The following is a 13,931-nucleotide window of genomic DNA, read 5'->3' on the forward strand; positions in this document are numbered from 1 at the left end:
GCTTCTCCTCAGGGGAGAACCCCGAAATCCTGAAGAAAGACCTCTGCCTCCCCCAGGTGGTTCTGATAGCCGTAGGCCAGGCTCAATGGGAAGCTGAGTAAAACCAGTTTCCCTCCTGAATCAAAATGGCGGCGCAATCCCACCGTGCCGTCCACTTCGCAAACCGGATCCACGGCATCCTTGCTGACCTGATAAAGCCTTTCAATACTCCCGGAAATCAGGGCATCCGGGTTCGGCAGCATCAGGTCAATCCCCGGCTTGAAGACCATGTTCCGAAGGGTCGAGGTACCTGCTTCGTCGAAACCGACGATTTCCTTAAAGTAGGGAGGTCCCGTTCCCAATCTGTAGTTGGAGGAGTTGTGCCCACCCCTGCTGTGCAGATTCAATCCATCCAGAAAGAGCTGGTCTGATTCGAAATCCTCCGAGAAACTACCCCCCGACCAGTTCTCGGGCCCGGGTTCCTCGCCTTCTTCCACGAGATCCCGCACTCCGGAACCGAGCAGGTTCCAGCCAGAAATCAGAACATTACCCCCGGATTCCAGGTAGTCCAAGAGTGCAGACTCCGCCTCCTGAATCTCCGGTGAGGGGCTCGCCGAGTAATCCTCTTCATCGGCAACACCCACGTCTCCATTGTACCACAAAATCGCCTCGAAAATCGAGAAGATCAGGGGAAGATCTTCCGGATCTGCCAAGGCTCCAAGTTCCCTGAAATCATGCACATAGACTTCTGCTGGGTCTGAAAAGAGAGAAACTACAGTCTCCCGCCAGAAGGAATCGGCCAGTTGCCCGTAGGGAGTATGCGTAGAACTGCAGGAATCAAGGAGAAGAACACGCACAGAACTCAGGTCTTTTACATAGGTTTCTGCGCTGATCACATTGCTTAGCGCGCCGGCACGGTCGATGGCCTGCAGGTGGAAAGTGCAGGTGTCTCCCTGCAGTCCCTCAAAGTCATCGGCACGAAGCTGAAGAAACTCGGCTCCCCCATCTACGGAGATATAGTCCAGAGAGTCCTCGAACCAGAAACGGAACTCCTCGATCTCCCAGTATTGCCAGCCCTCGGACTCGCCGACCCAGTTTGTGCTGTCCGGATCTGTGGCCACAAATTGCAAGGTAAAGAAGGGCAGGATCTCGTCGGGAAGAGTCAAATCATCCGTTGGTGTCCCGCCCTGCATGGCATAGAGCCGGGGGGCTGAATTGCGGACAGGGAAAAGAGCTTCGGCAGGAGTCGGATCTTCCAGTCCCTCGGCATCCACGGCGCGCACCTGGAAGAAGTGTGACGCAGAGCTTCCGGAAAGAGGCAGGAAAAAGGTATCGCTGCTTGCGGTGACGAAAGGCTCCACAAGGCCTACCCAGGTCGTATCAAACCCGTTCGCCTCGACTGACTCATCCAGCGTCCACTTGTACTCGAAGCGGACTACTTCTCCGTCCCGGTCCTCTCCGTGCCAACTGAGGATTTGCATGTAATGGGTGGTGTCGATCGCAGAACCCCCGTCCACCATCAGCGTGGTCTCGGGCGGGAGATTGGGATCCGGCTGACCCAGTCGATCTGAACAGGAGAGAAGCCCGGCCAGAAGTGCCGATCCAAGAAGCAGCAGAATTGCGTTTCGCTTGTGCATGTTCATTCCGGTCATTTCAGAATCAGGAACTTGCCCTGTTGCGTCTGTCCCGTGGAAAGATCTTCTACCGAGAAAAGGTAGAGACCCGTGGCCACCGGCTGTCCGTTTCGACTCAGGAGATTCCAGGCCGCCATCGTACCCGATAGAACCGGTTCGTCATCTCCTCCGAAGTTCACGGCAGAGGCGTTTTCCCCTGAATAAGTCTCGCTGTCAAAATGGATCGTATCGACATGATCCCCCGCAAGGGTGAAGATCCGAATACGGGCCTTCTCCGGCAATCCGACAAACCAGAGGTAACGTCCTGTCGCCCGATTCCCATCCCAAACGGCACTTCCCCGATAGGGATTCGGGAAGACGGAAACGGGACGGCCCTCCTCCCAGGTATCGGGACCGGGGATGACATGCTCGACATTCTGGCCCCGACCACTTTCCAGACTGGGAGTTTCAGGATTCCCCAGGTCATAGCTTGTCACCGAGAACCAGTAATGGTGACCATCGGAGACATTCTCCAGATCGAAGGCATACTTGAAGACAAGAGAATCCCCATCCTCCACCAGAACCTGCCATTCATCCTCCGGAAGAAGTACCGATGCAAAGCCGGTGTTGTAGCCCAGAGAGTCCGGCTCTGTCACCATGAAGGGTTCTTCCTCTCCATCGTGATAGGTGTAGATCCCCGGCCAATAGAAGTCGAGAAGCTCCTGAGCGCTGGACCACTCGGGGTGAGCATCGAGTTCGGACTGAATCCAGCTTCCTGTGAAATAACTGTCGAGATTCGGATTCTTGGCTGGCAGTTCCGCAAGGTCCACCTGCTGCAAGAGATGGAAGGAAGATTCCTCTTCATCTCGCCCCACATAAACCCGGAAACCTTCAAAATCGTAGTCATGGGTAACCGGATCTACCGAGCGGAGAGGACTGTCCTCCCAGAATAGCCTGACCTTCCCCTCACTGTTGTCTACCAGAGTTCTGGGAGAGTGAGGAGGCGTAGGAACCGTGAAATTGAAACTGTAGACTTTCTGGGCATAGAGTGCGTTCTGCACCAGATCATCCATGTCGTCTCCGGCCAGGAAGGCGGCGGATATGACAAGCGTGTCCGCAGGCTCATCGCTTTCCGGATAGAGTTCCCAGGGACCGGCAACCAGAATCTGGATGGGACTGTCACCCGAGTTGTCTGCGCTCGGAAAAATCTCCGTCCAGTCGTCGATGCCGTCCTGAGCCAGCAATGCGAACTTCTCGGAGTCATTGTCTTTCTGATAACTCCCCGGCTCCCAGTCCCACCATCGCCAGGAGACTTCCAGGTCTTCGTTCCATTCCTCATTACCGTGCTTGTACTTCGCCCCCAGCAACTTGATGCCCGCGTGCTGGGGAGCATTGCCGTCGTCGTAGGTGTAGTGGTACTCGGCCACGAGGTTCATCGGGTCCTCGCTCAGTTCTGCATAGTGCTCAACATCATCAATCCAGACAAGTTGGTGATGATGGAACCAGTTTGCACTGGAGGGAGGCCAGTCACCCACCGGGTATTTGCCCTTCCAGCCCGTGGTCATCTCGGCGTAAATCCCCAGATGTGCCTGGCTCAGGCGACGGGTCGGAACGATGGTCCATTTGATGAGAATCATTGCGTCTGCGGGCTCATAACTCCAGGCATAGCTCTCCTGGCTAATCGTCAGTCCGCTGGCGAAATGATAGTCATCATTGTTCCCCTGTTGGGGAGTGTGTGCGTGGTCGAGAGTGTCCAGAAAGGAGGTGATGAAATCCTGTTCACTGATCGCGGCCATCGGATCGTAGTAGGGACTGGTCGGAAGCGTACTCCTCTCCCGGATCCACCCAAGGTTGTACTCGGAAGACGGGATGGAGACCGGTACCCACTCGGTAGGCCGGGAATAGGAACCCCAGTAACCGTCCTGAACCCCGGTGGTCACGAGCGTATCCAGACTGGTGCTGATTCCCCCGATCCAGAGTCCCCCACGAACCAGGTGGTCAACTTCCGAACCTTTCGGGTATTCCATGGAAGAGGTTCGCTCGGAGAAGTTGTTTCCGATAAAGGCATGATTGCTCAGTGCCAAGGCCAGGTTGCCCACGTCCTGTGTGCGGAAAACATAGTCGAGCAGGAGATCCTCGCCGTCCCTGGACCAGAAAGGACCGTCCGGAGGAAGGGGCGCGGAATCATTCGGGCGATCGTGGCTATTCGGGGACACCGAGGCCAGGAGCAGGGGAAATACCATTGCCCCGCATAGCAGAGTCAGAACATGTCTACTGGCGCTTCTCATAGTCCACAATCATTCCAAGCTCGGGGTCGGCCACATAGACCCGTCCCTCGTTGATAGTAAAGGAAACCGGATTGAGAAGCTGAACCTTCTCATCCGAGTTCACCCGGTTTGCTTCCGAAGGAAGCAGATCCCAGCCGATCTCCCAGAGACTCGTGTCCGCGTAATCAGTAACGAAGAGATGGTCTCCGTCAGCAGAGATGGAACGGGGATCGCCGAGCAAATCATCAAAGTACTCGAACTCGCCCTGGGGGCCATTGACGGGATCGAGGATCTGGAGCATCAGGAGGTTTTCCGAGGAAGATCCATCGGGAGCCGTGGTCAACAGGACAATGTTCCCGTCTGCATAGGCCATGTCCCGAACCGTGGCCCCCCCTCCCTGACTGGTCCAGGAGAGAAAGCCGTCCTCATCCACGTCCGGATTACCGGCACTGCCACTCACATGATAGCGGTAGATCAGATTAGTACCCCGGTCAGCCACAAAGACATGGCCATCGGTGTCGGCACAGACCGCCACCACATCCTCCCAATCATCAGTAAAGGAAAGTTCCACATCCAGACTGTCGACGGCAAAGAGACTGCCGTCAAATCCCTTCACATTGCCGTCAGCAGCATCGTAAACCCAGAGGTGAGCAGCATAGTCCCGCCCGTCGGCGAGATAGACGGGCTCTTCCAGCCCCAGAAACTTACACCAGCCTTCAATGGAGACACTGTCCTTGCGTGTGTAGGCAGGAAAGATGTTTAGACTGTCATTGTGGATGGCATAGAAAATCCTCGAAGTGGAACTGAGATGCAGATCCGCTACGCCGTCAAGCAGCCAGCGATACTGGATCACATAGTCTTCCTCGGAGAAAACTTCCGTATTGGGAATCTGGTTGGGCAGTTCCGGCTTGATCCCACAGGCCAGGAGCAGGAGGAGCATCAGGAGAATGGTGATATTTCTCATGTCCCCCCTAGAAATCCAGCCTCAGGCTCCATCGATGGATGGCGCCCAGACTTTTTGCATCAGTGAAAGAGTAGTCCAGACCCGCAATGGTCGAACCCAGAGCGAAAGTGCTTCCAAATCCGGCGGACAAGCCGAACTCGTCAGCCATGAAGTTGTAGCCGGCCCGAAGAGCGAGCAGGCCCCCATGATAGTCCAGTTCCAGGCCGGAGGAGAGAGACTCCCGGTTGTCGGCAAGATGGTTCATGTCGAAAGTCTGCGTCAGAATCCAGGGCCAGGACTTCCATGGCTCGTAGGCGATCCCCAGCTTGAAGAGCGATGGAGGAGGATATCCGTCATACTCCTGCCATTTCTGGTCACTGTGATTCCAGAACTCGCCCTGCGGGCGGATTTCCGGGCCGAAGTTCTGGATCGCCATCCCGATTCGCATGTTTCGGTAGTCAATATGATAGAGAGTCCCCACATCGACGACCCAGGCATTGGCCACAGGGCCTCCCACTTCGGATCCCAAATCCTCACGGAAGTACTTGGCTCCAAGGCCAACGATCAGCTGGTCCGTCAGGAATCGGGCAAAGCTGAGTCCCGCCAGGAAATCCGAGTAGAGAAACTCCCTGCCTGTTCCGTAAGGATGGTATTCATCTGTCTCCTGCATCACAGCGCTCAGGCTTCCGACCTGCAAGGACAATGTTCCCCCGAAAAGAGCCTGCGGAACCCCCCAGGAGAAGGTGTTGTACCGGATTCCAGCAGGCCAGACAACACTGGCCACCGACACTTCCCGGTTCGCAAGAAGACCCAGACCCGCAGGATTGTACCAGGCGGCATTGGCGTCCTCGGCGACGGCCACCCAGGCTCCGCCCATCGCTTCCGCACGGGGGCTGATCCCGATTCTCAGGAAAGTCCCGCTGCTGGTGGCCACACGAAGTGCTCCCAACTCCATATCCGCACTTGCGGGAAGGGACAGAAGAAGCAGGAGTGCCAAAACAAAGAACTGTCTCACTAGAAATTCACCCCCACACTGAACTTGAAGCGACGGGGGCTTCCGTTGCGGGAGGGGTCCATCAGGGACAGGTATCTGGAAAGACGGGCATCGGGGTCATTGTAGGAGTTCGCATAGGAACCCACTCCATCCTCATAGGGCTGTCCAGTCATGGGATCCACGCTCTTTGGTCGCGACCAGTCGAAAACATTCCAGCCCTGCAGGGTCATCTCGATCCGGCGGTTTCCCCAGAGAATCCACTTCCGAACCTTCAGGTTCAGGTTCTGTTCCACCGGACCGTTGCGGGAGTAGTCCTCTCCCACGGGAGTACTCGTCTCATCCACCGGCGTATAGGAGCGACCGCTGGACAGAACATAGTAGAGATTGAATCCCCAGTGGCCGGGAGTCGTGATGCCGAAGACCTTCGGCCCCCGATGTTCATTCACGCGGTAGTCAAAGATGGCGGTCATCCTGTGAGGCTTGTTCCACCAAAGGAAGCCTTCCTGAATCTCAACCTCTCCGGTAGCTCCACCGATGTACAGTTCCCGGAGCGCGTTCGGGTCGCTACTCTTGCCCGTGGCAATGGAGTAGGTGTAGTTCAGTCCCCCGGAGGCATAGCGTCCGCGGCGTTTCCTCAGGCTGACCTCGATCCCACGGCTTCTTCCATAGTCGCTGTTCCGGTAGAGGAAGTAGGTTGCTTCCTTGCTTCCTTCCACCGGGTCATAGTACTGCACCGTAAAGCGCTCGCTGGTCGGGTAGTTGAAGATGTCCTTTACGAAGACCGTCATGTCTCCGGCCAGGTTGTCAGCAAAGGTGTGACGGGCTCCGAGTTCGTACTGAATGGTAATCTGGGGATCGAGATTGATGTTCCCGAGATTGCCGAAGAGGTCTTCCACGCCGCTGGCCACATGAGCATAGACATAGTAGTAGGTCGGCCACTGGCTGAAATGACCATAGTTGAAGAAGAGGTGGTCGCGGTTGGTGACCGGGTAGCTGACGGCGATTCGGGGGCTGATCGTGGACTTGTAACGATTGCCGAAGAGCTCGCTCGTGTTCTCGAAGAACTGGTGTCCCACTTCTTCTGTAAAGAGGTCTCCCGCGGTGCCGTTGATTGCGGCTTCTGCAGCATCTTCCGCCAGCTTGCCGGGGAACCAGTAGTCCATCCTCAGACCCAAATTGGATACGAATCCCTGGTATTCAATGTCATCCTGAACATAGAAGTGGCCGGTGGTCGGGAAGGCGCGGAAGATGTCCTTCCTTCCGAGACTGTCGGGGCGGCTGATCCAGGGATCCTGGATGTCGATGTTCTGAATGGTCTCATAGCCCGCAGTAAACCCGGCCTTCGCGTGGTGATGCGGATACCACTTCTTCGTCAGATCCGCCTTGAAGGCAAAGCGTTCGACATAGCGGTCCCGGTACTGGTTGTAATCCCCGTTGAGACGGAAGAAGGGATGGAACTCCCAATTCTCGCCCTGTGCAGGATCCGGCCAGTCATACTCCGGGGGCAGGTACTCCTGAAGATGCAACTTCAGTTCCTCGCGATTGGCGCCCTGGGAATCCTGATGGATCCGGGTGAAAAAGCGGGATGCCTGCAATTCGTAGAAGGCACTGTTGGAAACGGTATGCCGATACTTGAGGATGGCCGTGTTGCGATCCTCGGTGAAGGCGCTATAGTTGGCCAGCCAGTAGCTCCAGGTGTAGGGATAGCGATTGCTCTGGCGGGTAATGTCACTGATGTCATGGCGGTCGAAGCCCTGATCAAAGGCAAGGTATTTGGTCAGGGTAAAGGTGAGCTTGTGACGCTTGTTCAGCTTCCAGGCCATCTTCCCCATGAAGTTCCAGATGTTGTTCTGGCGGGGTGCCAGACGATTGCCCCAATGAATCGGGATCCCGAGGAAGTCATCCTCATAGGCAACATTCAGGTAGTCAGCTCCCGTGGGCAAGGTGCGAATGCCCGGGTAACGGGTGTTCATGATCTCGCCGGAGAAATTCGTGAAAAAACTCAGACGCTCACCCGGGAGCCAGGTTCCGCTACCGGGCATGGGTCCACTGAATTGCAGTTTGAAGGTGTCAGAAAAGTAGTGTTCCCAGTCGGTCTCTACCCCGGGGAGATGGTCAATGCCATACTGGGTGAAGCCACTGAAGCTCTGTCCCCCCTCTTTCAGACTCACATTGATCACACCGGCCATGGCATTACCGTACTCTGCACGCCAGCCTCCGGTGATCACATCCATCTTGGCGACCGTCTTGGAGTCAATCCCCTTCGCGCTGCTGGTTCCCGCCAGGCCGTCCTTCATCGGAACACCGTCAACCAGAATCAGGGTTTCATCGCTTCGGCCGCCACGGATGTGAATCTCGTCGTCCATTTTGACAACGCCCGGCTGCGTTACCACGACCTCTTCGACATTATCCACAGGCATTCTTGCGATTTCACTGGCAGCAAGACTCTTTACGCTGCTTGCTTCGGTCACATCGACCAGAGGCTTTTCTCCCCAGGTGGTGATCTTCTCGCTCTTGATGACCGTAGGCTCCAGTTCGAAGTCGAACTCGAGGTAACTTCCAATACGGATTCTTACGCCGGCCTTTTCGGCCAACTTGTAGCCCATATAGGTCGCACGGAAGGTATAGGTGCCGGGGGGAAGTCCGCTGATGAGAAAGGACCCGTCATCCAGGGTCATCGCACCGAACTGGGTTCCGATGACCACGATGTTTCCATAGGGAAGAGGCTTGCCGTTGGCAGCATCGAGCATGTGCCCGGCCACGGAGCCACCCTCGGAGGCCATGGCAGAAATGGAAAAGCCCGAAGCAAAAAGGCAAAGGGCAAAAACCCACTGTTTCGGGCGTACTGCCAAGAGCAGGACTCCTTCTTCGGAGACAGGGTTGGGAGATTGCATGGCAAAGTATCACAGGGTCAGGGGGGTGTCAACGGACAGACGGCATAATCCAAGAGAGGGCTTGCCTTTACCATGCCTTCAACATGCGGGTGAGAAGTTCCAGGGGAAGCCCCATGACATTGAAGAAACATCCTTCAATTCCCTCCACAAAAGAAGAGGCCAGACCCTGAACGCCATAGGAGCCCGCCTTGTCGAAGGACTCGCCGGTCTCGAGATAGGCCGCGATCTCCCTGCCCTCAAGAGCGCGAAAGCGAACCTGGCTTGTCGCCACCTGAACTTCCTCCCTCTCTCCTTCCCGAAGCGCCAGCGCCGTCAGCACTTCGTGCTTTCGGTCGGAGAGAAAACGGAGCATCCCGGCCGCCTCCCCTGCATCGCAGGGCTTGCCCAGAATCTCCCCGTCGAGAAGAACCAGCGTGTCGGCGGCGATGACCAACTTGTCGGGAAAACGGAGACTCACATCACGTGCCTTTCCCAGTGCATGCCGGCGGGAGGCTTCGTCAGCACTTTCTCCCTCCAGGGGAGTTTCATCATAATCGCTGACCAGGACGGGAGGCTCGAGACCGATCCGGGCCAGCAGTTCCCTGCGACGGGGACTGGCAGATGCCAGGAGCAGCCTGGTCTGCAGGTCTTCGGGAAGAAAGGGATTCACTCGGCTTCCTTTTCGAGAAGCAGCGTCACCGGTCCATCGTTTTCCAGTTCCACTTTCATATGAGCCTGAAACACTCCGCCCTCCACCAGAAGGTCACTCTCCCGGAGGATTCCCAGGAAGTCGTCATAGAGTCCGGAAGCCTGATCCGCATCGGCAGCTCCCACGAAACTGGGGCGACGACCCTTGCTGCAGTTTCCATACAGGGTGAACTGGCTCACCGCCAGAATCGCTGCTCCGGTGTCGCGGAGAGAGAGATTCATTTTCCCATCACTGTCGGGAAAGATCCTCAAGTCCTGGCACTTTTCGGCCATCCAGCGAAGTTCTTTCTCGCCGTCATTCTGCCGGAAAGCGCAAAGAAGAAGCAGTCCGGAGCCAATCTCCCCGACGATCTCGCCCTCCACGCGGACCCTCGCCGAAGACACTCTTTGCAAAACCACGCGCATCAGTTTCTCTCCACTTCGATCACTCCGGGCACCTTCCGGACTTCCTTGATGATGCGCTCCATCTCCGAGAGATCCCGGATCTCCAGGCCAACCCGGAGTCGAGCCAGAAGGTCCTGCTGGCTCCGGTCGAAACTCCCTCCCTGTATATTCACATCCAGCTTTGAGATCTTGCTGGTGATGTCCGCCAGAAGGTTCTTGCGATCCTCCGCAGTGATCAGGAGCGTGACCAGATACTTTTCTTCACTGTCGGACTCCCAGTCCACTGCAACCCTGCGCTCCTCCGGAACCTTGTCACCCACAACATTGACACAGTCCTGTCGGTGAACACTAACCCCTCGTCCGCGAGTGACTATTCCCAGAATCCGGTCACCGGGAACCGGACTGCAACATCCGGCAAAACGAATCATCATGTTTCCGTGTCCCTCGACCCGGACACCCTTGTCCCCCCGCCTTCCCAGCCGGGTGGCCAGGCGCGTCAACTGCTGTGCAGACTTGAGGATCTTGGCCTTCTCTTCAGGGGGATGCGCCCGATTGAAGACCTGAACGGCGGACAGGGTTCCCCGGCCGACCCCTTCCACCAGGCTTTGGGAACCCACCATCCCGAAGACATCGGCAATCCGCACAAGTTCTGCTTCCTCAGGAAGAGGCTTGCCGTTCTTCTGGAACTCACGATCCAGAAGCTCCTTCCCCAGGCTCAGGGACTGCTCGCTTTCCTGCTCACGAAGGCTGCGGCGAATCCTGGTGACAGCCTTGCTGGTCTTGACGAAGCTCAGCCAGTCCCGACTCGGTCGGGCGTTGTTGCGGGTAATGATCTCTACAACCTCGCCCGTATCCAGCGGACGGCGAAGTGGCTGCATCTTGCCGGCCACACGAGCGCCCACACAACGATCCCCCACGCCGGTATGAATGGCGTAGGCAAAGTCCACGGCGGTGGCTCCCACAGGGAGGGTGTGAAGGTCTCCCCGGGGAGTAAACACAAAGATGCCGTCCTGAAAGAGACTTCCCTTCAGTTCTTCCATGTACTCGGAGGGATCCTCGCTCCACTCCCCTTCCCGAAGATCCTCGATGAAGGTTCGCAGGAAGTCCAGCTCCCGTTCCACTCCTGATTCCTGTTTTTCCGAGCCCTCGCCCGACTCCTTGTAGACCCAGTGAGCGGCCACACCGTATTCGGCAATTTTATGCATCTTTTTGGTGCGAATCTGGATTTCCAGCACCCGGCCTTCCGGCCCGATCACGGCCGTGTGAAGACTCTGATATCCGTTCCTCTTGGGAGTCGCGATGTAGTCCTTGAAATTGTTCGGGATCGGTGTGAAACGGGAATGGATGATTCCCAGTACATGATAGCAGTTCTCCACTGTCTCCGTGATGATCCGGAAACCGAGAAGGTCGAAGATTTCCTCCTCCCCCAGACTCTTGTCGTTCATCTTTCGGGAGATGCTGAAGAAATGCTTGGCACGACCCTGAATGGCACAATCCACGCCCTGAGAGTCCATCGCATGCTGGAGATGGTCGCGCATCGTTCGAATAAACTCCTCGCGAGCCTCCCGCTGCATGCCCACCATCTGCGCCACCCGCTGGTAGCCCTCAGGGTTCAGATACTTGAAGGCCTGATCCTCCAGTTGCCACTTGATCCGCCCCATGCCGAGACGGTTGGCAAGGGGGGCATAGATGTCCATGGTCTCTCGAGCGATGCGGAGGCGTTTCTCCCGGGACAGATACTCCAGTGTGGAAATATTGTGCAGGCGGTCGGCAAGCTTGATGAGGAGAATCCTGACATCGCGACTCATATGAAGGAGTAGCTTGCGGAAGTTCTCGGCCTGAGCTTTCTCCAGGCTCTCGAATTCCAGTGTCCCCAGTTTACTGACACCATCGACCAGAAGAGCCACCGTGGGGTTGAAGGCCTTTCGCAGTGCTTCCAGTGACAGGGAGGTGTCTTCTACTGAATCGTGCAGGAGTCCTGCGGCAATCGCATCACTGCCGAGGTTCATCTCCCCGCAGGTTCTGGCCACTTCCAGAACATGGATGAAATAGGGATCCCCACTCATCCTCTTTTGATCCCGGTGAACTTCCCAGGCCTTCCAGTAAGCTTTTTCAATCAAGTCAAAATCGAGCCGGTGGTTGCAGGCCAGGATTCCCTTCCGGAAGTTCTCCAACTCTCTGGCCGCTGAGTCGCGATCCCCGAGTTCCGGTGTCCGGGTGTTCATTCCTCCACCTTCCTCGCCTGGAAATCCACGAGATGAAAGCCGATGGAATGCTCTCCTGCTTTTCTGTTGAAGGTATCGCGCACAATGCGGAGAAGGAGGTCGATCTCCACCCCTTTTTCAAAGCGCGGCAAGAGGCGGGAACTGCCATTAAAGGCAATTGCCTCCTTCTTACTGCCACCCTGACTGAAAACCAACTTCAGATGTTTCCCCTGAATCACCTTTCGATCCTGGGCCACCGCAGCGCGCACGAGAAAACAGGGCTCGGGATTGCCTTCGCCAAAGGGTTCCAGAAGTTCAAGCGCATCAAGAAACGGTCGGTCGGCGTCTTCCAGTTTCAACTCCACATCCGCTTGAGGCCGGGGACGGGTGCAGGGAGGGGGCAGTTGGGACTCCAGTTTGCGAACCAGCTCTTCCAACTCACCGGCCTTTACGCTGAGTCCGACAGCACGGGGATGCCCCCCGTGGCGTGCCAGATGCTCGGCCACCTCATCGAGCGATGCCTTGAGGTCACACCCTTCCACGCCTCTTCCCGACCCACTGGCGCAACCGTTTTCGTCCGGGGCAAGAAGGATCGCGGGAATGTTAAACTCGTCCACTAGCCGAGCGGCCGAGATTCCCAAAATTCCCCGGGACCAGCCCTCCTTGCAGAGGACAAGAATCCCTGGATTGCGCCCCGCCGCCTTCGAAGTCCGGATTTTCTCGAGTGCAAGCTCCCTTGCTTCTGCGGTAATGCGGGCTTCCACTTCCTGCCGGTTCTTGTTTTGCCTGTTTATTTCCCGGGCCAGGGTTTCCGCTTCCTTCTCCGAGTCCGAAAGCAGCAGGTCCAGGGAGATTCTCGCGTCTCCCATTCTCCCGGGGGCATTAAGCCGGGGAGCCAGGCGAAATGCGAGGTCGCCGGTATTGAGTTCGCGAATGCCGCCCTTCTGCCTGCCCTGTAGGGCGCTCCAGGCGGGAAGTGATGCGGAACTCCCCCGGGGTGCCGTCATCCTTCGGGACATTTCCCGAAGCCCCCCGGCCACGATTCTGCGGTTCTCTCCGCGAAGAGGCATGACATCCGCCACGGTGCCCAGCGCTGCGAGATCCAGCCAGCGTTCGGGATCCTGTTTGCGCCCGAGTGATTCAAAGAGAGCATGGGCAAGTTTATAGGCAATCGCAGAGCCGGAGAGATTCTTGTGGGGATACTCGCTGTCGGTCCTCTGAGTACTGACAAAGGCACAGGCGTCTGGCAGGTCTGCGCAGAGATGGTGGTCGGTGACAATGACATCAAGACCCTTTTGGGAAACCTCGCAAATCGACTCCCCGTCCGAGCTTCCACAATCCACACTGACAAGCAGGGAAACTTCCTTGTCGATTGCATTGCCCAAAGCCCGCTTGCTCAGTCCATAGCCATCCTTGCCCCTTGCGGGAATGAAAGGTCGCGCGTCGAGGCCCAACTCACGGAAAGCCCGGATCAGGATGGCCGTGCCGGTCAGCCCGTCCACATCGTAGTCTCCATGCACCATGACCTTTTCCTTGCGGTCGATGGCGAGATGAAGACGCTGAAGTGCTTTATCCATGTCCGGAAGAAGATGAGGATCGTGAAGATCCAGAGAGGCGTGGGAACTGAAGGCATCCCATTCTGCCCGCGTCCGGATTCCTCTTTGCCAGGCCAGTGCGGCAATCGAAACTGGCAGATTCAGGCTCCCGGCCAGTTCTGCAAGTTCCCCGGCGGGAGGCTGCTCGCGGATGCGATAGCTTCCTGTGTTTACTGATTCCATGACTCACCGCTCGCGTTCACGGATGCCCGCCAGACGGGATCCTCATGCCAGCATTAGCATGGATTGAGCGCTCGGGCAAGCCTGCAAGTTCTGGCCGGGAAATTGTTCCTGCGCATTTTATGGTATTCTTCCATGTCGCTCAGGTACCTGGCTTTTCCCTTCTGCCTGCCTTGCTTCCCTCTTCCCGT

The 13,931-nt window shown here is 56.8% G+C and carries 9 protein-coding genes; all 9 read right to left on the reverse strand.

Annotation, left to right across the window (positions count from 1 at the left end; all coding sequences use genetic code 11):
- Nucleotides 1–8: 8 nt before the first annotated feature.
- The 9 genes from QGH30_05270 to recJ all read right to left on the reverse strand — a co-directional run bounded on the left by QGH30_05270 (nucleotide 9) and on the right by recJ (nucleotide 13,743).
- Nucleotides 9–1,616 (reverse strand): hypothetical protein, encoded by a 1,608-nt coding sequence (locus QGH30_05270; protein MDP7021745.1) that lies wholly within the window; start codon nucleotides 1,614–1,616, stop codon nucleotides 9–11.
- A gap of 11 nt (nucleotides 1,617–1,627) precedes the next feature.
- Nucleotides 1,628–3,880, reverse strand: coding sequence for a hypothetical protein (locus QGH30_05275; GenBank protein ID MDP7021746.1), 2,253 nt, complete (start codon nucleotides 3,878–3,880; stop codon nucleotides 1,628–1,630).
- Nucleotides 3,864–4,823: a hypothetical protein gene (locus tag QGH30_05280; protein MDP7021747.1), complete on the reverse strand. Its 960-nt coding sequence runs from the start codon at nucleotides 4,821–4,823 to the stop codon at nucleotides 3,864–3,866. The genes QGH30_05275 and QGH30_05280 overlap by 17 nt, the downstream gene beginning before the upstream one ends.
- Before the next feature lie 7 nt (nucleotides 4,824–4,830).
- On the reverse strand, nucleotides 4,831–5,817 hold the full coding sequence (locus QGH30_05285; protein ID MDP7021748.1) for a PorV/PorQ family protein: 987 nt from the start codon (nucleotides 5,815–5,817) through the stop codon (nucleotides 4,831–4,833).
- Entirely contained in the window at nucleotides 5,817–8,648 is a 2,832-nt protein-coding gene (locus tag QGH30_05290) for a TonB-dependent receptor (protein ID MDP7021749.1), read from the reverse strand. Before QGH30_05290 ends, QGH30_05285 begins: the two co-directional genes overlap by 1 nt.
- Before the next feature lie 109 nt (nucleotides 8,649–8,757).
- Complete coding sequence (locus tag QGH30_05295; protein MDP7021750.1) at nucleotides 8,758–9,339, reverse strand: Maf family protein; 582 nt, start codon at nucleotides 9,337–9,339, stop codon at nucleotides 8,758–8,760.
- Nucleotides 9,336–9,782, reverse strand: coding sequence for a D-aminoacyl-tRNA deacylase (dtd, locus tag QGH30_05300; GenBank protein MDP7021751.1), 447 nt, complete (start codon nucleotides 9,780–9,782; stop codon nucleotides 9,336–9,338). The genes QGH30_05295 and dtd overlap by 4 nt, the downstream gene beginning before the upstream one ends.
- Nucleotides 9,782–11,986 (reverse strand): bifunctional (p)ppGpp synthetase/guanosine-3',5'-bis(diphosphate) 3'-pyrophosphohydrolase, encoded by a 2,205-nt coding sequence (locus QGH30_05305; GenBank protein ID MDP7021752.1) that lies wholly within the window; start codon nucleotides 11,984–11,986, stop codon nucleotides 9,782–9,784. The genes dtd and QGH30_05305 overlap by 1 nt, the downstream gene beginning before the upstream one ends.
- On the reverse strand, nucleotides 11,983–13,743 hold the full coding sequence (recJ, locus tag QGH30_05310; protein ID MDP7021753.1) for a single-stranded-DNA-specific exonuclease RecJ: 1,761 nt from the start codon (nucleotides 13,741–13,743) through the stop codon (nucleotides 11,983–11,985). Before recJ ends, QGH30_05305 begins: the two co-directional genes overlap by 4 nt.
- Nucleotides 13,744–13,931: the final 188 nt, after the last annotated feature.

The organism is Candidatus Krumholzibacteriia bacterium (assembly GCA_030748535.1).
In the GTDB taxonomy this organism is placed as follows: Bacteria; Krumholzibacteriota; Krumholzibacteriia; order JACNKJ01; family JACNKJ01; genus JASMLU01.